At 70.2% G+C, this 18,925-nt stretch carries 17 protein-coding genes; 7 read left to right on the top strand and 10 right to left on the bottom strand.

Annotated elements, in window-relative coordinates; all coding sequences use genetic code 11:
- Position 1: 1 nt before the first annotated feature.
- From ACFV8T_RS15395 to ACFV8T_RS15375, 5 genes are read right to left on the bottom strand one after another with little or no spacing between them, the layout of a single operon-like run.
- Positions 2 to 1,792: a heparinase II/III family protein gene (locus ACFV8T_RS15395; RefSeq protein ID WP_385327711.1), complete on the bottom strand. Its 1,791-nt coding sequence runs from the start codon at positions 1,790 to 1,792 to the stop codon at positions 2 to 4.
- Positions 1,780 to 2,544 carry an SDR family NAD(P)-dependent oxidoreductase gene (locus ACFV8T_RS15390; RefSeq protein WP_385327709.1) on the bottom strand — a complete coding sequence of 255 codons (765 nt, stop codon included), beginning with the start codon at positions 2,542 to 2,544 and terminating at the stop codon, positions 1,780 to 1,782. The genes ACFV8T_RS15395 and ACFV8T_RS15390 overlap by 13 nt, the downstream gene beginning before the upstream one ends.
- A 44-nt stretch (positions 2,545 to 2,588) precedes the next feature.
- Positions 2,589 to 3,512 (bottom strand): carbohydrate ABC transporter permease, encoded by a 924-nt coding sequence (locus ACFV8T_RS15385; protein WP_385327707.1) that lies wholly within the window; start codon positions 3,510 to 3,512, stop codon positions 2,589 to 2,591.
- A complete protein-coding gene (locus ACFV8T_RS15380; protein ID WP_385327705.1) occupies positions 3,499 to 4,467 on the bottom strand; it encodes a carbohydrate ABC transporter permease in 969 nt (322 codons plus the stop codon). The genes ACFV8T_RS15385 and ACFV8T_RS15380 overlap by 14 nt, the downstream gene beginning before the upstream one ends.
- Before the next feature lie 12 nt (positions 4,468 to 4,479).
- Positions 4,480 to 5,748: an ABC transporter substrate-binding protein gene (locus tag ACFV8T_RS15375; RefSeq protein WP_385327703.1), complete on the bottom strand. Its 1,269-nt coding sequence runs from the start codon at positions 5,746 to 5,748 to the stop codon at positions 4,480 to 4,482.
- A 226-nt stretch (positions 5,749 to 5,974) separates the two neighbouring features.
- On the opposite strand from ACFV8T_RS15375, the gene ACFV8T_RS15370 reads away from it, so the two are divergent.
- Entirely contained in the window at positions 5,975 to 7,078 is a 1,104-nt protein-coding gene (locus ACFV8T_RS15370) for a LacI family DNA-binding transcriptional regulator (RefSeq protein WP_266424043.1), read from the top strand.
- A gap of 37 nt (positions 7,079 to 7,115) precedes the next feature.
- On the opposite strand, the gene ACFV8T_RS15365 is transcribed toward ACFV8T_RS15370, so the two are convergent.
- On the bottom strand, positions 7,116 to 7,982 hold the full coding sequence (locus ACFV8T_RS15365; RefSeq protein ID WP_385327701.1) for an EamA family transporter: 867 nt from the start codon (positions 7,980 to 7,982) through the stop codon (positions 7,116 to 7,118).
- A 62-nt stretch (positions 7,983 to 8,044) separates the two neighbouring features.
- Here ACFV8T_RS15365 and ACFV8T_RS15360 point away from each other — a divergent pair, with 62 nt between their 5' ends.
- From ACFV8T_RS15360 to ACFV8T_RS15335, 6 genes are all read left to right on the top strand, one after another.
- Positions 8,045 to 8,899, top strand: a complete 855-nt coding sequence (locus tag ACFV8T_RS15360) for a MurR/RpiR family transcriptional regulator (RefSeq protein ID WP_385327700.1) — start codon at positions 8,045 to 8,047, stop codon at positions 8,897 to 8,899.
- A 347-nt stretch (positions 8,900 to 9,246) separates the two neighbouring features.
- On the top strand, positions 9,247 to 10,158 hold the full coding sequence (locus tag ACFV8T_RS15355; protein WP_385327698.1) for an ABC transporter substrate-binding protein: 912 nt from the start codon (positions 9,247 to 9,249) through the stop codon (positions 10,156 to 10,158).
- Position 10,159: 1 nt separating this feature from the next.
- Positions 10,160 to 11,146: an amino acid ABC transporter permease gene (locus tag ACFV8T_RS15350; RefSeq protein ID WP_385327697.1), complete on the top strand. Its 987-nt coding sequence runs from the start codon at positions 10,160 to 10,162 to the stop codon at positions 11,144 to 11,146.
- Positions 11,147 to 11,160: 14 nt separating this feature from the next.
- Complete coding sequence (locus tag ACFV8T_RS15345) at positions 11,161 to 11,913, top strand: amino acid ABC transporter ATP-binding protein (RefSeq protein ID WP_385327696.1); 753 nt, start codon at positions 11,161 to 11,163, stop codon at positions 11,911 to 11,913.
- Positions 11,913 to 13,163, top strand: coding sequence for a M20/M25/M40 family metallo-hydrolase (locus tag ACFV8T_RS15340; RefSeq protein ID WP_385327694.1), 1,251 nt, complete (start codon positions 11,913 to 11,915; stop codon positions 13,161 to 13,163). The genes ACFV8T_RS15345 and ACFV8T_RS15340 overlap by 1 nt, the downstream gene beginning before the upstream one ends.
- Before the next feature lie 27 nt (positions 13,164 to 13,190).
- Entirely contained in the window at positions 13,191 to 14,090 is a 900-nt protein-coding gene (locus ACFV8T_RS15335) for a MurR/RpiR family transcriptional regulator (RefSeq protein ID WP_385327693.1), read from the top strand.
- A gap of 44 nt (positions 14,091 to 14,134) precedes the next feature.
- Here ACFV8T_RS15335 and ACFV8T_RS15330 read toward each other — a convergent pair whose 3' ends face one another.
- The 4 genes from ACFV8T_RS15330 to ACFV8T_RS15315 all read right to left on the bottom strand — a co-directional run bounded on the left by ACFV8T_RS15330 (position 14,135) and on the right by ACFV8T_RS15315 (position 18,838).
- Positions 14,135 to 15,355: an MFS transporter gene (locus tag ACFV8T_RS15330; protein ID WP_385327691.1), complete on the bottom strand. Its 1,221-nt coding sequence runs from the start codon at positions 15,353 to 15,355 to the stop codon at positions 14,135 to 14,137.
- A complete protein-coding gene (locus tag ACFV8T_RS15325) occupies positions 15,352 to 15,879 on the bottom strand; it encodes a diadenosine tetraphosphate hydrolase (protein ID WP_385327690.1) in 528 nt (175 codons plus the stop codon). Before ACFV8T_RS15325 ends, ACFV8T_RS15330 begins: the two co-directional genes overlap by 4 nt.
- 37 nt (positions 15,880 to 15,916) lie before the next feature.
- On the bottom strand, positions 15,917 to 16,792 hold the full coding sequence (locus ACFV8T_RS15320) for a phosphotransferase (protein ID WP_385327689.1): 876 nt from the start codon (positions 16,790 to 16,792) through the stop codon (positions 15,917 to 15,919).
- A gap of 195 nt (positions 16,793 to 16,987) precedes the next feature.
- Positions 16,988 to 18,838 (bottom strand): serine hydrolase, encoded by a 1,851-nt coding sequence (locus ACFV8T_RS15315; RefSeq protein ID WP_385327688.1) that lies wholly within the window; start codon positions 18,836 to 18,838, stop codon positions 16,988 to 16,990.
- Positions 18,839 to 18,925 lie beyond the last annotated feature (87 nt).

Genomic DNA, 18,925 nt, shown 5'->3' with positions numbered 1-18,925 from the left:
GTCAGTCCTCCGTCCGGAACCGTGCGGTGCCGCCATCGGTCAGCGAGACCGTCAGCACCCCGTCACCGTCCAGCCGTACGTCGGTCACGGCGGGCCCGGCCGACGCCGCCTGATACACCGAGGCGAAGACGACCCGGTCCGACTGCGCGGTGAAGTCGACCCGGGTGCGCACGCGCTGCGGATCGTCGGCCGGACCCGGACCCGGCCGGGAGACCGGACGCACGGTCGCGCCGGGGGTATGGGTGTGCCAGCCGTGCAGGGTCTCGTCGCCGTACCAGGTGGTGCGTACCTCGCCCGAGGCCTGGAGCTGGATGTCCAGCGCGACACCGGGGCGCAGCTGCGCGGTGAGGCGCCGTTCGTCCTCGGCACGCACGGTCAGCAGATCGACCAGATAGCTGTCACCGAGCACCACCCGCCGCACCGCACGCACCCCCTCGTACGCCGTCGTCACCTCGGCGGTGACGGACGAACCGTCCGAGCCGAGCAGCCGGCCGGTGCACTCGGCCTGTTCGGCGTTGTTCACCCGGAACGCCGGATGGGCCTTGGTCGACGCGTACAGATCACGGAACTCGGCGTGTGCGTAGGGCACTTGACCGGGGTCGGGCTGCCACGGGGTGGTGTCCCCGTACAGATACAGCGACAACTTGTCGCGATGGCCGTGCGATCCGCCGTGCGGGCCGAAGTCCAGCAGCGCGTGGACGCCCGCGTGGTGCAGCACCGCGTACCCGGCGGTCGGGAACACCGTCACCGGGCCGGGCGCCGGCCGCTCGGGCAGCGGCGGACCGGCGAACCAGCCGCCCAGCTCCCGGTCGAGCGCGTCGTCGTGCACGCCGAGCTCGGTACGGGCCCGCCCGGCCACCGCTTCCAGGGCCGGTGCGGGAACCAACTGCTGTGCCAACGCCACGAGTTCGAGCCATTCGAGGGCGAGTGGACCGCGTAGATACGGGCCGTCGTGCAGCGCCGGCAGGATGCCGCCCGGCGTGGCGATCGTCGCCAGCACATCCGTCATCCCGGCCAGCACATCCACCACGTCGGACGGTACGGACGCCGGGTCGGTGCCCCGCAGCGCCAGCAGTGCGGCCCGCAGCACGAACCCGTGGTAGTAGGTGCTGCCCTCCCACTCCCAGCCGTCATCGGCGACCGCGACCCGCAGATGCGCGTACAGGCCGTGCTCGCCCTCCAGCCACCGCTTGCCGCCGTCCCACTCCCGGCCACGGACCGCGGCGGCGGCCCGACTCGTCGCCGCGCCGGCGGCGTTGAGCCACGCGGTGTAGTTGGAGGCGAGATGGCCCTGACCGGTCAGCACGTCCCGGGCGTCGAGCGCCGCCCGCTCCAGGTCGTCGAGGAGCGGCAGCAGCGCCGCCAGGTGTTCCGTGGAGTGCTCGGCGAGCGTGATCACGGTGTGCCCGACGTTCACCGCCCAGATGGCATCGGTCAGCGCCTGGTGGAAGAGCCGGCCGCGCAGCATCCAGGTCTGGGCCTCGCCGTGCCGTTCCGTGGCCAGCTCCGCGTACAGCCCCGCGTACTCCACCAGCCGTGCCACCGACTCCGCGCGCTCCTTGCGGTGGGCGAGCACCCGCAGGTGCCGCGCCCATGCCTGGTGCGAGAGCACCAGCCAGGCGCCGCGCACCGCCTCGTCGTCCACCCGGCAGCCGTACGCACAACGCGCACCGCCCTCGGGGAACACCCCGGCGAGCAGCTCACCGTGGTCGAGCTCCACACCGTGCGCCGGGCAGACGTACGCGTGCCACCAGCCGCCGCGCTCCCGGGCGATCCGCCTCAACGCGGCCACACGCCACCGTCGATGTCCACGGTGGTGGCGGTGAGGAAGCCGGACGACGGCGACGCCAGGTGGACGACCGCCGCGGCGACGTCCTGCGGGGTGCCGGCCCGGCCGACCGGGATGCCGGCCTCCATCGCCTGCTGCGCCTCGGGCGCGGTGAACGTGTCGTGGAATGCGGTGCCCTTGATGAAGCCGGGCGCGACGGTGTTGACGGTGATGCCCGTCCCGCCGAGCTCCTTGGCCAGGCCCTTGGTGAAGCCGCGCACACCGGCCTTCGCCGCCGCGTAGGCGACCGAGCCGGGGCCGCCGCCGTTGTGAGCGGCCAGCGAGGACATCGTGATGATGCGGCCGGCCGAGGACTCCTTGAGATGCGGCAGGGCGGCGCGCACGGTGCGGAACGTGGACGTCAGATTGGTGGAGAGGACCTGGTCGAAGTGGTCGTCGGACATCTCGGCGATGGTGGCCCGGCCGATCAGATGACCCGCGTTGCAGACCAGGATGTCCAGCCCGCCCAGAAAGCCGGTCGCCTCGTCGACGAGCCGGTCCACATCGCCGGTCTCCGTGACATCGGCCTTGAACGCCTTCGCCCGGCGGCCCAGCGCCTCGATCGCGGAGACCGTCTTCGCGGCCTCGTCGGCGGAGGAGTGGTAGTGGACGGCGACATCGGCACCGGCCTCGGCGAGCGCGACGGCGATGGCGCGGCCGATTCCGTGGCCCGCCCCTGTCACCAGTGCGCGGGAGCCGTTGAGATCAGCAGACATGGAGTAAGTACCTTTCGAAGAACGGTGGTTCGGGCCGGAATCGGTTACTTGAGACCGGCGGTCGCGAAGCCCTGCACGAAGTAGCGCTGGCCGATGAGGAAGAGAATGACCATGGGCAGGGTGGCCAGCGTGGTGCCGGCCATCAGGAAGTGCCACTGGGGGCCGTTCTCCGTCTTGAAGACGGAGAGTCCGACCTGGATCACCCGCAGGCTGTCCGTGCGGGTCACCAGCAGTGGCCAGAGGAAGTTGTTCCACGATGATTCGAAGGTCAGCAGTGCCACGGTGGTGAGCGCGGGCTTGACCTGCGGCGTCATGATCCGGGCGTAGATCCGGAACTCGCCCAGACCGTCGAGCTTGGCCGCCTCCTCCAGCTCCACCGGAAGGTCCAGATAGAACTGACGGAAGAGGAAGACCGCGAAGGGGGTGACGGCGCCGGGAACGATCAGCGCCCACCAGGAGTCCAGCCAGCCGCTGCCGCCCTGGCCGAAGATGTCGTTCCCGCCGGCCAGCGGCATGAAGCGGACGATCAGGAACTCCGGCAGCACCTTGGTGTACGTGGGGATCATCAGTGCGGCGATGAAGAGGTAGAAGATGACCTCGCTGCCGCGGAACTTGATCCGCGCCAGCGCGTACCCGGCCATCGACGCCACGACCACATTGATGAGGGTGTGGCTGAACGCGATGATGAAGCTGTTGCGCGCGTACGTCGCGAACGGCGCCGCCTTCAGCGCGTCGACATAGTTTCCGAACTCCCAGTGTTCCGGGAGCAGTCCGGCGTCCTGCGAGGCGATCTCCACCGGGGTCTTGAGCGAGGTGAGCACCATCCAGACGAACGGCACCACCATCAGCAGTGAGACGACGGTGAGCGTCAGATAGAGCGCGATCCGGCCGACGGAGAGCGGCTTGCCCTTCGTCCGTGGCCGGGCCTTCTCTGCAACCCCGGGCCTGTGCAGCTCAGTTGTGGCCACGGGTGCCTCCCATGATCCGCCGGTTGACCAGAGTGAAGCCCATCAGCAGCACGAACAGCACCAGTGACTGCGCGGAGGCGTAGCCGATGCGGAACTCCCGGAAGGCGGACTTGTAGATCTCGAACGTCATCATCGTGGTGCTGTTGGCCGGGCCGCCGTCGGTCAGGATGTAGATCTGGTCGAACGACTGGAACGCGCTGATCATCGACGTGATGAGCACGAAGAACGTCGCGGGCTTCAGCAGCGGCAGGGTGATCGAGAAGAACTGCCGCACCTTGGACGCACCGTCCACCGAAGCCGCCTCGTACAGCTCCTTCGGCAGGGACTGCAGCGCGGCCAAGTAGATGAGCATCTTCATGCCGATGCCCTGCCAGATACCGACCAGGATCACCGAAGGCATCGCCCAAGATGTCGACGACAGCCAAGCCGGGCCTTGGATCCCGAGGAACGACAGGAGTGTGTTCAGCAGCCCGTTGCCCGGGTTGTAGATCCAAAGCCAGACCAGAGCGATCGCGACGGTCGCCGTCACCTGGGGAATGAAGACCGCGGTACGGAAGATGCCCCGCGCCTTCAGCCCGGTGTGCAGCGCCAGGGCCACGAGCAGCCCCAGCAACATGCCGAACGGAACGGTGAAGAAGGTGTAGACGACGGTGTTGACGATGGACTTGCGGAACACCGCGTCGTCCAGCATGTCCCGGAAGTTGTCCAGGCCCACGAACTGCGGCGCCGTCAGCACGTCGTACTTCGTGAAGGCCAGAACCACCGACGCGACGACCGGCAGGCCGATCCAGAGCGAGGCGTGCAGCAGCGCGGGCGCCACCATCAGCATGCCGGCGCGTTGCCTGCGGCGCCCCGGGCCGGTGGGTGCCCGGCCGGTGCGTTTCTTCGCGACCGTGTGCTCGGTCGGGGAAGGCGGCCGCGCGGGCCTCGCCTTCAATACGGATGTCGCTCCCACAGTGACGGGTCCTTACATCCGGCCGATGGCGGCCTCGGCTAGCCGGCCGAGTTCCGCGATGGCGTCCTTCGCTGACTGGCCGCCCACGATGGCGGGCTCCAGCGTGGGCTTGATCTTTTCGCGGATCTCCATCCAGGCAGCGGTGCCGCCCTCCGAACACGCGTCACCCATGCTCTGCAGGGAGAGATCGACGAACTTGTTCTCCTTCACATAGCTGGAGTCGCTGAGATCCTTCAGCCCGGGAACCGAACCTCGCTGCTTGGCCGCACCGAGGATCGACTCGGGCGTCGCGAGGTACTCGACGAGGGCACGGGCCGCTGCCGGGTGCTTGGAACTGGCGGACTGGGTGACGAGCGTGCCGCCCTGGAGCATCGCGGGCTTGCGGTTGGCGAGGACGAACGCCCCGAGCTTGTCGTCCTTGAGGAGTTCCGGATTCTGTTCCCCGACCTGCCTCCACAGCGCACTGGACGTCATCATCATCGACGCCTTGCCGGTCTGTACGTTGGTCGGGGCCCCGAGGTCCGTCTTCTTGGCGTAGACGGCGGAGCCGTCCTTGATCAGGTCCTTGAAGAACTGCAGCGCCTCGACCCCGCGGGCGTCGGTGAACAGCACCTTCTTGCCGTCCGCGCTGAACAGCTGGCCGCCGTTGGCGAAGAGGAAGGTCTCCCAGCACTGGCGCAGATGGATGGAGAACGGGTCGAAACCGATCCGGCCGTCCTTGGTCAGCTGCTTGGCCACGGCGCGCAGTTCGGCCCAGTTCGCCGGGGTCTTCTTGATGCCGGCCTCGGCGAAGTGGTCTTTGCGGTAGACGACGATGCGGGTGTCGAGGACGACCGGCAGCGCGTACAGCTTGCCGTCGTACCGGGACGGCTCCAGCACCCGCTTCTCGTAGTCGTGCGCGGTGGCGAACTTCTCCGGCAGCTCGGCGATCGCCTTCTTCGCGGCGAACGGCGGGATCCAGCCCACGCCCATCATCAGCACGTCGGGCAGCAGGCCGCCCGCGAGCCCCGTGGTGATCTTCTCGTTGAGCTGTTCGTACGTGGTGTAGTCCACGTTCACCTTGACGTCCGGATACTTCTTCCGGAACCCGCCGAGTATCTCCTTCTCCAACAGCGTCTTGCCGTCGGCGCCGTCGTAGATCGGGGTGAGCAGCGTGATCTCGCCTTCGGCGGGGCCGTCGGCGGAGCCGCCCGCCGAAGTGCCGGTGCCGCACGCACTGAGGGCGGCGGCAGCGGTGCCGGCGCCGATGGCAGCAAGCAGCGACCGTCTTTTGAGTTCCATGGGACACCCCTTTTGAGGTGGAGACTGTGGATCGATCCAGCGATGGCATCCCGGCCATGGCTGAGAAGTGCTGGTAAATCGATGCACTGATGCTAGGAACGCCGTGAGAGCGACGTCAACAGCTGATGCACATGAATTTTCAGGGATGTTAACGGGTGTACCGGTAAACGAAGTTCAGTAAATCGATACACTGGTAGGGTCAGACGGGTTCCGAACCGGAGGTGGCATGAGCGGGGTAACGATCCATCAGGTCGCGGAGGCCGCGGGGGTCTCCGCGAGCACGGTCTCCAACGTCCTCAACGGGCGTACGGACCGTATGCAGGCGGCCACGCTGGCCCGCGTGGAGCAGGTGATCGAGCAGCTCAGCTACCGGCCCAACCGCGCCGCCCGGATGCTGCGCACCGGCCGCATCAAGGTCATCGGCCTCATCGTTCCGTCGGTCGCCAACCCCTTCTGGGGGGCGCTCGCCCGTGAGCTGGAGGCCATCGCGCTCGCCGAGGGGTACCACGTACTGCTCTGCAACAGCGAGCGCGACGCGGCCCGCGAGCTCAAGTACGGCGAGGAACTGCTCGCGGACGGGGTGAGCGGAGTGGTGCTGTGCTCCTCGCTGCCCTCGCTCGACCACGTGACACCGCTGCTGAGCCGCGGGCTGAAGATGGTCGCCTTCGACCGCACCGCCCAGGCGGGCGACCCGCCGTCGCTGGCCTCCATCAGTGTCGACAACGCGATGGGCGCCGAACTCGCCACCCGCCATCTGATCGAACTGGGCCACCGCCGGCTGGCCTTCGTCTCCGGTTCGGTCAACAGCGTCAACCGCCGCGAACGGCTGCGCGGCTTCCGGGCCGCCCTGGAGTCGGCGGGTCTCGACCCGGCCGACGCGATCGTCTGGCCGGGCGCCGACACCACCGAGTACGGTGACAAGGACGCGGCCGAACTCGGGCGCAACGCTGCCAGGGAGCTCCTCGGCGGCCCGCGTCCGCCCACCGCGTTCGTCGCCATCAACGACATGTGCGCGATCGGGATCTGCCGGGGCGCCAAGGACGCCGGGCGCAACGCCGGACAGGACATCTCCGTGGTCGGCTTCGACGACATCCTTCTCGCCGACCTCTTCGAACCGCCGCTCACCACGGTCCGCCAGCCGCTGCCGGAGATGGCGGCGGAGACGTTCCAGCAGCTGAGGGCCCGGATCGACTCGGCACCTGCGGCGGGACGGTCACTGCTCATCCGGCCGAGGCTGGTCGTACGGGAGTCGACGGCCCCGGCCCCGGCGTCGACGCCGGCCGACGTGCCGACCGTGGCCGGGCAGCGAGTGGCGGGTCGCTCGGCGTAAGCGTGCCGATGTTCAGGGCCCGGCACGGTGCCCGCGCTCAGGGGTGGGCGAGTTCGAGAACGGTGATGCCGGTGAGGACGACCGCGCCGGCGGTGAGGCGCAGGCGGCCGAAGCGCTCACGGAACAGGAGCGTGGCGATCAGCGCCGCGATCAGGATGCTGGTTTCACGCAGTGCGGCGACCGTCGCCAGGTCGCCGTGGGCCTGGGCCCAGATGACGAGGCCGTAGGCGAGCAAGGAGATGGCGCCGCCCGTCAGGCCGATCCCGCGGACCGGCTTGAGCTGCGCGAACAGGGGGCGGCCGCGTCGGGCGAGTGCCAGCAGCGGCAGGACGGGGCCCTGGCACAGGAAGAGCCACGCGATGTAGCCGATCACGGTCTGGGACCGGTGGACCCCTGTGCCGTCGACGACTGTGTAACCGGCGATGACGACTCCGGTGGCCACCGCCGCGGCGAGCGCGGGCAGTTGGGCGCGCCGGGGCCACCCGTCCGCGAACGCCAGACCGGCCAGGCCCGCGGAGACCACCAGGACCCCCGCCATCTCGGTGGCGGCGAGCGGCTTGTTGAGCACGGTCACGGAGGCGACGGCCACGAGCAGCGGGGCGGTGCCGCGGGCCATGGGATACATCTGGCCGAAGTCCCCGAGCTGATAGGCGCGCAGGAGGAAGAGCTGGGAGAGCACCTCCAGCGCGGCGGAAACCAGGATGAACGGCCAGGCCCCGGCCTCGGGCACCGGTGTGAAACAGACCATGACCGCCGCGCAGCCGGTGTACGCGAGGTTGATGAGGGTGAAGCCGACGACTTTGTCGGTGATGCGGTGGGCCATCGCGTTCCACAGGGCATGCAGAACGGCGGCGCTGAGCACGGCTGCGGGCACAGCTGTGCCCGCGGGAAGGAACGAGGGCATGACGGAAGAGCTCCAGGCGGCAGCAGACTATCTGGAATGGGATTCCGCGCTACTATAATCCCATGGAACAAAATTCCGCCGACGCGTACCGGCTCGGCGCTCACGTACGGGCCAAGCTGCCGGAGCTCCGCGAGACCGAGGCCCGTGTCGCGCAGGTGATCCTCGACCAGGGGGCCGACCTCGTCGGGCTCAGCGTCAGCGACGTCGCCGCCCTGGCCGGCACGGCGCCGTCATCGGTCGTCCGCGCCTGCCAGCGCCTCGGCTTCCGCGGCTACCAGGAACTCAAGATCGCGGCGGCACGCCAGGGCCCCACCCGCGCACCGGCGCCAGACCCCCGCGACGATCCGGCCGCCCGCGCCCTGGCCGACACGATCCATGCCTCCCGCGAAGCCCTCGACGACCTCGCCACCACGCTGACCGCCGACCGGCTGCTCGCCGCGGCCACCGCGCTGAACACCGCGCCCCGCGTCGTGGTCGCGGCGGCGGGCCTCTCGGCCGCCGTGGCCGCCGACGCCGCCTACCGCCTGCGTGCCCTCGGGTGCGTCGTCGACGCCCCTGCCGACCCCCTCACCGCTCAGCTCGCCGCCGCCCAACTGCCCCCGGGCGCGGTGTGCCTGGCCATCAGCCACACCGGCGCCACCCGCAGCACCGTCGACACCGCTCGCCGCGCCCGCCGTGCGGGGGCCGAGGTCGTCGGCCTCACCAGCTACGCACACTCACCCCTGAGCGAGACCTGTACGCACACCCTCGTCGCCGGGGGGCAGGACCTCGTCTTCGGGCTGGAAACCACGGCCAGCCGGATCGCCCACCTCGTCGCCGTCGACGCACTCGCCCAGACTCTTCTCGCTCTGCGCGCAACCACGGCGCAACAGACCCTCCATCTCTCCGCCGACGTCACCGCCGACCACTCCTACTGACCGGGCCGGGTGGATGTGAGCGTCACCCGCCGACGGGCAACGGCAACGCCACGCGGTCGGAGGTGTTACAGATCTCCACGAAGCTCGGCGTTCTGAAATGAAGATGCGGCGAGGCGTGTGACGCGAGGGCTGGGTCGAGGGATGAGGAATTCGCAGGTGGTGGCCAGCTTTGCCACCGGGTCCGACCGTTATGGATCTGTTACGGGCATTACAGTATGGCCAGAATGGATCCGACATGTAACGTGCGGGCATCCGGTCGGCGGTGAAGCAGCCGCACGGCAGTTCCGCGAGAGGGGTTCGTGTTGCACACCCGCCCAGTCCGCCGCGCAGTAGCGGCCACTGCACTGTTGATCGCATCGTCCACGGCGCTGTCCGCATGCGGAAAGGGCGGCGCCACCGATGGTGCTGCCGCTCCCGCGGGCGATGTCGCCGTCGCGGGTGTGCACGTCACCCGCGACGCGGAACTCCACGCCTCCCTGCCCGCGGCCGTCAGGTCCAGCGGCACGGTCCGGGTGGCCACCGACGTACCGTATGCGCCGTTCGTCATGTTCAAGACCGAGGGGCGGCCCGAGCTCACCGGGCTCGACTACGACCTCGGCCAGGCACTCGGCGCCAAGCTGGGGGTGCGATTCGCCTTCACCGCCCAGAAGTTCGACGGCATAGTGCCCGCCATCCAGGCCGGCAAGTTCGACGCGGTCATGTCGGCCATGACCGACACCAGGGAGCGCCAGCGGGTCCTGGACTTCGTGGACTACTCCGTATCGGGCTCCGGAATCCTCGTGGTCAAGGGGAACCCGGGCCGGATCGCGCGGCTCGACGATCTCTGCGGCAGGAAGGTCGGCACCCAGGCCGCCAGCCACCAGCTGGAAGTGCTGAAGAAACACCAGTCCACGTGCGCCCAAGCGGGCAAGGACGCCGTCTCCATCCAGACGTTCCCGAAGGATTCCGACGCCCAACTCGCCCTGCGCTCGGGGAAGGTGGTCGCCGACCTGGTGACGAAGCCCGGCGCCGGCTGGACGGCGAAGACCGCCGACGGCGGCCGCGCCTTCGAGGTCGTCGAGGACCCCGCCGCGGGCGGCGGCTACGAGGCGACACCCAACGGCATCGGTGTCGGCAAACAGCTTCCCGGGCTGACCGAAGCGATCCGGAAGGCCCTGCAGGCACTCATCGACGACGGCACACTCGACAAGATCTGCGACAAGTACGGCGCCGCCTCCATCGCGGTGAAGCAGGCCACCAAGAACGCGGCGGTGTCCTGACATGAGCGCCCTCACACCCGCCGGTGCCGTACGCGGCGCCCAGGTCCCCGCACCGCCCGCCGAGGTGAGCCTCACCGTCGTACCGATCCGCCACTGGGGCCGGTGGCTGGCCGCGGCGGCGGCCCTCGCCGCCCTCGTCGGCCTGATCGGCTCCCTCGCCGGGAACAGGAACCTGCACTGGGACATCGTCGGGCACTACGTCTTCGCCGGCCTCGTCTTCGACGGCCTGGCCACCACCCTGTGGCTCACCGCGGCAGCCATGGCCGTCGGCCTCGGACTGGGCGTTCTCGTGGCCGTGATGCGCCTGTCGTCCAACCCCGTACTCCGCGCCCTGGCCAACGCGTTCGTCTCGGTCTTCCGCGGCACCCCGCTACTGGTCCAGATCATCTTCTGGGGATACGCGGGCGCCCTCTACAAGCACATCCTGATCGGCATCCCGTTCACCCACATCACCTTCCTGGACCTGGACACCAACACGGTCCTCACCCCCGCGGTCGCCGCACTCCTGGCACTGGGGCTGAACGAAGCGGCGTACGCGAGCGAGATCGTCCGCGCGGGTATCCAGTCCGTCGACCCGGGACAGGCGGAGGCCGCCCAGTCGCTCGGCATGCGACCGGCGCTCACCACCCGGCGCATCGTGCTGCCCCAGGCCATGCGGGTCATCATCCCCCCGCTGGGCAACGAGACGATCAACATGCTCAAGATGACCGCTCTGGTCTCGGTTATCTCCGCCCACGACCTGATGTCCAACATCCAGGACGTGTACGCCCAGAACTACCAGGTCATCCCCATGCTCGTGGTCGCCAGCATCTGGTACCTGATCCTCGTCACGGCGCTGGGCCTGCCGCAGTCCTGGCTGGAGCGCCGCTACGGCCGCGGCACGGCACCCGCCGCCCCCGCCACCGGGCCGCTGCGGCGCCTCGTCACGGGCGCCGCGCTCCGGATCTCCCGGACCGGCCCCGCCACATCGACCGACACGAAGGGCTGAGAGTGGAAACGCCGATGGTGCACGCCGAGGGCGTGCGCAAACACTTCGGGAAGGTCTCCGTGCTCCGGGGCATCGACCTGACCGTCGAACGCGGCCGCGTCTGCTGCCTGCTGGGCCCCTCGGGCTCGGGGAAGTCCACGTTCCTGCGCTGCATCAACCATCTGGAGAAGATCGACGGAGGCAGCCTCTCCGTCGACGGCGCCCCGGTCGGCTACCGGCAGCAGGGCAATCGGCTGTACGAGCTGAAGGAACGCGAGATCGCCCGCGCCCGCCGCGACATCGGGATGGTGTTCCAGCGGTTCAATCTGTTCCCGCACATGACAGCGCTGGAGAACGTCATGGAGGCGCCCGTGAAGGTCGCGGGCGTCGCCAGGGCCGAGGCACGTGCCGACGCGCTGCGGCTGCTGGAACGGGTCGGCCTCGCCGACCGTGCCGAGCGCTATCCGGCCCAGCTGTCCGGCGGCCAGCAGCAACGCGTCGCGATTGCCAGAGCGCTCGCGATGAAGCCCAAACTGATGCTCTTCGACGAACCGACGTCGGCCCTGGACCCGGAACTGGTCGGGGAAGTGCTCGACGTGATGCGGCAGTTGGCCGCGGAAGGGATGACGATGGTCGTCGTCACACACGAGATCGGATTCGCCCGGGAGGTCGCGGACACGGCCGTCTTCATGGACGGCGGTGTCGTGGTCGAGGCCGGTGACCCCCGGCAGGTACTCGGCGATCCCCGGCAGGAACGCACCCGCACCTTCCTGTCGAAGGTCCTGTGATGCCCGAGGCACCGCAGCAGGGCACGGCGGCCCTGCTGCTCTCCGACGCCCTCGCCCACCGGCCCCGCTACCTGGCGGAGCTGGAACATCTGGTGTCCATCGACTCCGGCTCGTACAGCCCCGAAGGAGTCAATCGCGTCGCGACATGGACCGCGCGGCGCCTGACCGGCCTGGGGTTCGAGGTGGACCGCTCGCCCGTCGCGGTCCCGGGCCGCGACATGCGCTTCGGTGACCTGGTGGTGGGGCGGCTGCGCGGCCGGATCCCCGCCGAACAGGGCGGACGGCGCATCCTTCTCGCCGGACACCTGGACACCGTCTTCGACGACGGGACGGCGGCGCGACGCCCCTTCACCCGCAACGGCCGGCTCGCCCACGGCCCCGGAGTCAGCGACGACAAGGGCGGTCTGCTGGCCGGCCTCACTGCCGTGGAGATACTGCTGCGCCGCGGCATGACGGACTTCGCGGAGATCGTCTTCCTCGCCACCCCCGACGAGGAGATCGGCTCCCCGGCCAGCCGCCCGGTGACCGCGGAGCTCGCCGCGGGCGTCGACTACGGGCTGGGCCTGGAGTGCGCCCGGGAGAACGGCGACCTCGTCATCGCCCGCAAGGGGGTGGCGGACTTCCTGATCACCGTCACGGGACGGGCCGCCCACGCAGGCATCGAACCGGAACGCGGAGCGAACGCCGCACTGGCCGCGGCTCATCTGCTCATCGCCTGCCAGGAGATGAACGGGCTCTGGGACGACGTCACGGTCAATGTGGGGATGGTCCGGGCGGGCAGCCGTATCAACATCGTCTGCCCCGAGGCCGAGTTGCACGTGGAGGTACGGTCCTCGACCCAATCGGGCATCCAGCGCGCCAGGCAGGCCATCGTGGTGGCCGCCTCCCAGCTGGCCGTACCGGGCACCACGGCCACCGTGCGGCAGACGGAAGCATGCCCGGCCATGGAGGACACCCCGGCGGCCCGCGCCGTGTTCGCCCGAGCACGGGAAGCCGGGGCGGAGCTCGGCCTCGACCTGGGAGCGGCTGCCACCGGTGGCGTCGGGGATGCCAACACCATTGCCGGAGCCGGGGTGCCGACGCTCGACGGCCTCGGCCCGGTCGGCGGCGGCGACCACAGCCCGCAGGAGTGGCTGGACGTGACGACGGTCCCGCACCGGGTTGCCCTGCTCGCGGCGCTGATCACAGCTCTCGGCGCCACGACGACGGCTGACCCGGATACCCGCAGCACGCCGGTCCGCGTAACCTGAACCCCTTCAGAAAGGTGGCGCCGGCCCATGTCCTCACTCGCCGAAGAGATCCGGCAACGGTTCGGTGACCTCAGCCCCGCCGAGCGCAAGGTGGCCCGGGTGCTGCTCGCCGGCTACCCGTCGGCCGGCTTCGAGACGGTGGCCACGCTCGCCGAACGCGCCGCGGTGAGCGCGCCCACGGTCATCCGGTTCGTCAACCGGCTGGGCTACAAGGGGTTCCCCGACTTCCAGGCGGCGCTGCGGGGGGAGCTGGAGGAACGCACCGCCTCACCTCTGCAGCTCTACAGCACACGGGGATACGGCACCACGCCACCCGGCGCTCCGGACGAGGAGGGGCGGGGCACCGCCCACCCCGAGGGCGGACAGGACGTGTTCAGCTCCGAGGTCGCACGCACGCTGCGGGAACTGCCGCCCCACGACGTGCAGGCGGCGATTGCCCTGCTCTGCCACCCCAAGCGCCGCATCATCCTGGCCGGTGGCCGGTTCACGCATCTGCTGGCGCAGTACCTGGGGCTGCACCTCATGCAACTGCGCGGCGACGTGGTCATCCTGCCGGACCGCGACGTGGAGCGGACCGCTGTCCTGGCGGGTCTCGGGCGGCAGGACGTCCTCGTGGTCTTCGACTACCGGCGCTACGAACCGGACAAGATCGTCATCGCCGAGATGGCCGCGCAGTGCGGAAGCAAGGTCGTCCTGTTCACCGACGCCTGGCTCTCGCCGGTGACCAACCTCGCCGACGTCGTCCTGCCCAGCCATGTCGCCGCGCCTTCGCCGTACGACAGCATGGTTCCGACACTGGCCACCGTCGAGACCGTGCTCGCCGGGGTGCTCGGGCAGCTCGGCGAGGAGGGGCGCGGCCACTTGGCGCACAGCGAGGACGTGTCCCGCCGGGCGGGCATCCAGCCGGACGACTCCGGGGCGGTCTGAGCCGGTGGCCCACCCGGTGCGCTGTCGAGTGCACGCCGCCGTGCTCAGGTGCGATTGACGCGGTACACGTCCCGTACACAGAGGTTGAGGGCCGTGGTGGCCACGATGGCACCGGCACAGACCAGGAGCACGGCCCGGTCGGCCCAGGCATGCGCGGCGAGCGCGGTGACGAGGTAGCCGAGCGGGATGGCGATCCGCTCCCCGACACCGTTGAACGAGCTCATCCGGCCCAGTTCCTCCTGGGGCACGTACTGTTGGAGTGCGGTGTTCCACGCCACGATGGCGACATCCAGCCCGATGCCCGCGAGCACGGCGGCGAGCAGGACCCAGGGCAGGGCCAGCCCGAAGCCCAGTGCCGCCGGTGGCAGACAGAGCCCGCCACCGGTGAGGACGGCCACGGCCAGCAGACGGTACGGCCTCCAGCGCAGGCACACCACCGTCCCGGCCAGGAGCCCGAACGCGAACGCGCCCTGGACGAGCCCCCAGGAACGCGCCCCCGAGTAGTGCTCGGCCGCGATCACGGGACCGAGGAGCTGAAAACCGGCCAGCCACGCGGCGACCACCACCGTGCCCGCGGCGGTGTACGTCCACAGCCAGGTACGGGACCGGAACCCGGACCAGCCGGCCCGCAGATCGGCCAGGGCGCTGCTCGTCGTGACCGGCGCGCTCAGCCGCAGGCCGAGCAGCAGGAGCGCCGCGACCAGAAAGCTGAGCGCGTCCCACGACAGCGCCCACGCCGGTCCGCCGATCGCGACGATCACTCCTCCGACTACGGGACCGAGCACCTTGACGGCGTTGCTCGGAAGCCGGAGCAACGCGTTGGCCTGTTGCCGGTGTTCCGCCGCGACGACCTGCGCCACGACGCCCGTCGCGGCCGGAGCCGTGAAGGCGGTGGCGATCCCGGACACGAAGCCGCACACGGCGATCGAAGCGGTCGCCGCCTGGCCGGTGGCCACGAGCACCGCGAGCGCCCCCTGCGCCGCCGCGGCGAGCAGATTGCCCAGGAACAGGATCCGGCTGCGCGACAGCCGATCCGCGAGAACACCACCCGCGACGGTGAAGACGATCGTCGGGACCGAATTCGTCGCCAGCACGACACCGAGCGAACCCGCGCCACCACCCTGCCCGATCACCGCGTAGGCCAGGGCGATCGGAGCCATCGCGGACCCGGTCGCCGAGACGAGATTGGCGAGCACGAACCGCCGGAAGGCGGGAACCCGTAGCGGCGCCAGGCGGGGCGCGGCCGGGCCGGCAGCCGTCTTCACACCGCTCCCGTGGCCGGCGCGCCGGGCGCCGCGGGGCCGATGGGCCTGCCTCCCGCCGCCACCCGGTCGAGCTCCTCGCCGATCGCCGCCCGCAGCGCGTCGTGTCGCGGGCCGAGCGCGAAACGTCCGTCGCTCCACCGGTCCTGCGGATACAGCCAGACGGGCATGCCGACCAGATCGCCCGGCTCCCACTCGTAGCGGGGCCACACGTGTGCGTGCAGAAACCCGTCGGTGTTGCCGAGGATCTCCAGGTTCACCCGGCGAAACGCGGGGTCCGTACGGCGGCAGGCACCTTCGACGGCTTCGCCGAGCCGGTCCATGTCGGACAGGAAGGCCAGCCGCTTGGCCCTCGGGAGTTCGGACAGGCGGTCCACTCCTGGTTCGTCGACCAGGAGCACCGAGTACCCCGGCAGGAACTGCACGTCCCCGATCACGGCGAATCCTGCCTCCAGGCGCCGCAGGACGGTCGGGTTCCCGCCCCGCAGGGCACTGCCTATTCGATCGTTCTTCCAGTTGTGGATCACGACCGGAACCTACAGCGTCCGGCCGGAACCGGATCCGTCACAGGCGCTGTTCGGCCAGATCCAGCCAGTGTGCGACATCGCCCGGGGCGAAGTGCCGGACGGCCCAGTCGGTCATGCGCAGACTCATATGGGCCCAGCAAGGACGCAGTACGTCCTCGGGCAGGGCGTCCAGGATGTCGTCGAGGCGACGCACGACTCCCGGCGCCTGCTCCTTCGCGTGCAGTCCGAAGCGCAGGGTGACCAGGTCGAAACGGTGGTCTCCCCGCCCGGCGCCGTCCCAGTCGATGACTCCGGTGACGGTGCCGTCCACGGCGAGCAGGTTGCCGTGGTGGAAGTCCTGGTGCACGACGTCGTGTCCGGCCAGCAGGCGAGGACGGCCGGCCCCCACCGACCTGATCCGTCGCTCCAGGGCATCGCCGCGCCGGCTGTGCCGACGCAGCGGCTCGTGGAGGCAGTAGCCGGGGCCGTCGTCGAGCAGGTACAGGTTCATCGACGGGACATGCGGGTGCTCGGTCAGCAGTCCCGCCTGCGAGGCGTTGAGGGCGAGCGCCCGATCCAGCCCGTGGTGGTCCAGACGCTCCATGGGTGTCCCCGGCAGCAGCTCCTGGACCAGCACCACCGCACGGTCCACCTGGAGCGCCAACTCCGTCGACGGGCAGGGATACCCGCGAGCGCCCAGCACCTCGCACACCGCCAGCGGACCCGCCCGCAACTCCTCGATCCGGGTGTCCGGCCGCGCCTTGAGGACCGACCGGTGGCCGTCGGGCCACCGCACGTACGCGGCACCGACCTCACCGCCCGGACAGGGCCCTTCGACCACCAGCCGCACACCTGCCCCGGCGTACACGGCCGCTGCCATCCGCTCGGCGTCCAGGCGCTCGACGCGCTTCCAGGTCTGCGGTGATGTGGTCATCGGGGCATTCTCCGATGCCGCGCACCCGGTTCCCGCGGTGGGGGTCCCGCAACGCCGTGCGGGGGCAGTGGGCGTGCGAGGCACGCAGATCGGCCGAGTACCACCCGGCTCGTGGTGCACCGCGCCGCTGCCGTGTCGGGGAAGGGGGACGGCCCTTCCCCGGCACGGCGTCCCATCGGTCCGGCCCGGCGCGACTCAGTCCGCCGACGCCGTCCAGCCCAGCGCCTCGATGCGCGCGGCGTCGCCGGACCGGCTCTCGTCGAAGACCGTCCGGTTGCCGTCCTCGACCCGGACGGCGTCCACGTACACCCCGCGCCCGACGTACAGCTGATCCGTCGTGTACCGCCACCTCAGCCGGACCTCCTTGCCGTGCCAGGCGGCGAGGTCCGCGTCGAGGCGGTGCCACACCCGGCCGGACCAGCCGGAAAGCGTGCCGGTGGGATGCGGCTCGGGCTCGGGGTGGGGTTTCTCCGCCGTCGGTACGGTGGTGAACGGGACGGACTGCCAGGTCGCCCCGGCGTCCGCCGACGCCTCCAGGAAGAGGAAGTCGGAGCCGGGCTCGGTGTCCCACCACAGGGCCGAGCTCAGCCGGGCGTGCGAGGAGGCGAGGCGCAGTGCCGGCAGGGTGAGCGTGGCGGAGGCGGCGCTCGCCATCCCCGAGAACCACGCCGTACGGCCACGCGCGGGACGGACCGCGACGGCGCGCGCCATCCGGTTGGCCGTGGCGACGCGCGGCGCGCTGCCGGAACGCCAACTGCGCACCGGGTGGACGGAGTTGCCGAGCACGATCAGGAACGAGTCGGTCGTCGGGTCCAGTACGAGACTGGTGCCGGTGAAGCCGGTGTGGCCCGCGGTGCGCGGCGTGGCCATCGCTCCCATGTACCAGTGCTGGTAGAGCTCGAATCCGAGGCCGTGCGCATCGCCGGGGAACGCGGTGTTGAAGTCGGTGAACAGCAGGTCGACCGAGTCGGCGGAGAGGATCCGCGCACGTCCGTACACCCCGCCGTTGAGCAGCGTACGGGCGAGGATCGCCAGGTCCCAGGCGCAGGAGAAGACTCCGGCATGGCCCGCCACCCCGTCCAGGCTGTACGCGTTCTCGTCGTGGACCTCGCCCCAGACCAGTCCGCGGTCCAGTCCGGACCAGGGCAGCCGGGCGTCCTCGGTCGCGGCGATCTTCGGCTTCCAGGAGGCCGGTGGGTTGTACCGCGTGCGGTGCATCCCGAGCGGAGCGGTGATCTGCTCACGGAGCAGGACATCCTGCGTGCGGCCGGTGATCTTCTCCAGGACCAGCTGGAGCGAGATCAGATTGAGGTCGGAGTAGAGGTACACCGTGCCGGGCGGGCTGGCCGGCACCTCGTTCCACAGCAGTTGCAGCTTCCCCTCCCGCGTCGGCGCCTTGTACAGCGGAATCCAGGCACGGAATCCCGAGGTGTGCGTGAGCAGCTGACGGATCGTGATGTCCTGCTTGCCGCCGCCGGCGAAATCGGGGAGGTACGAGGCGACCTTCGCCTCCAGTTCCAGCGTCCCGCGTTCGATCTGCTGCACGGCCAGGATCGAGGTGAACAGCTTCGAGACCGAAGCCAGGTCGAAGACGGTGTCCTCGGCCATGGGGATCTGCCGGTCGGGCGGGAACTCCACTCCGGTGTCGGTCTTCTCGTCGTACGCCGCGTAGCGCACGGCCTTGCCGATCGGCTGGTGCAGGGCCACCGTGCCGCCCCGCCCGGCGAGCAGCACCGCACCCGCGTACCAGGGGTGTTTGGGGGAGTCGGAGAGGAACTTCTCGGCGTCGGCGACCAATTGGTCCAGGGGCTCCTGAAGCAGCCCGGCGCGGGCAGCCGGTCCGCGCCGCAGCGTCGGCCGGCCCTGCCCCGACGCGGCGCTCCCGAGGGCTCCTGTGCGCATATCCGACGACCCCGCCCCCGACTCCATGGCCGACGCCCGCTCCGCGAACGGAATCGGCGCCAGGGCGAGTGCCCCGCCCAGGGCCAGCATCCCACCCCCGAGCCTCCGTCGGCTGATCCCTCTGCCCGCCGCGTCCTCGGTCATCCGGAACCCCTTCCTGCTGCGCGAAAGTAACTTTCGAAATTTCGTCCGACAATGAAACTTCCTGCCGCCGCAGAGATTACTGTCACC

Origin of the sequence: Streptomyces sp. NPDC059832, assembly GCF_042731715.1 — a bacterium.
GTDB lineage: Bacteria > Actinomycetota > Actinomycetes > Streptomycetales > Streptomycetaceae > Streptomyces.
The sequence above is the reverse complement of the archived record's forward strand: the minus strand, read 5'-3'. Positions and strand labels throughout refer to the sequence as shown.

What these genes read in the sequence shown, in the direction of transcription:
- ACFV8T_RS15390 (WP_385327709.1), bottom strand. Translation starts at nt 2,544, where the DNA reads ATGTCTGCTGATCTCAACGGCTCCCGCGCACTGGTGACAGGGGCGGGC.
- ACFV8T_RS15375 (WP_385327703.1), bottom strand. Translation starts at nt 5,748, where the DNA reads ATGGAACTCAAAAGACGGTCGCTGCTTGCTGCCATCGGCGCCGGCACC.
- ACFV8T_RS15370 (WP_266424043.1), top strand. Translation starts at nt 5,975, where the DNA reads ATGAGCGGGGTAACGATCCATCAGGTCGCGGAGGCCGCGGGGGTCTCC.
- ACFV8T_RS15365 (WP_385327701.1), bottom strand. Translation starts at nt 7,982, where the DNA reads ATGCCCTCGTTCCTTCCCGCGGGCACAGCTGTGCCCGCAGCCGTGCTC.
- ACFV8T_RS15360 (WP_385327700.1), top strand. Translation starts at nt 8,045, where the DNA reads ATGGAACAAAATTCCGCCGACGCGTACCGGCTCGGCGCTCACGTACGG.
- ACFV8T_RS15350 (WP_385327697.1), top strand. Translation starts at nt 10,160, where the DNA reads ATGAGCGCCCTCACACCCGCCGGTGCCGTACGCGGCGCCCAGGTCCCC.
- ACFV8T_RS15345 (WP_385327696.1), top strand. Translation starts at nt 11,161, where the DNA reads ATGGTGCACGCCGAGGGCGTGCGCAAACACTTCGGGAAGGTCTCCGTG.
- ACFV8T_RS15340 (WP_385327694.1), top strand. Translation starts at nt 11,913, where the DNA reads ATGCCCGAGGCACCGCAGCAGGGCACGGCGGCCCTGCTGCTCTCCGAC.
- ACFV8T_RS15335 (WP_385327693.1), top strand. Translation starts at nt 13,191, where the DNA reads ATGTCCTCACTCGCCGAAGAGATCCGGCAACGGTTCGGTGACCTCAGC.
- ACFV8T_RS15320 (WP_385327689.1), bottom strand. Translation starts at nt 16,792, where the DNA reads ATGACCACATCACCGCAGACCTGGAAGCGCGTCGAGCGCCTGGACGCC.
- ACFV8T_RS15315 (WP_385327688.1), bottom strand. Translation starts at nt 18,838, where the DNA reads ATGACCGAGGACGCGGCGGGCAGAGGGATCAGCCGACGGAGGCTCGGG.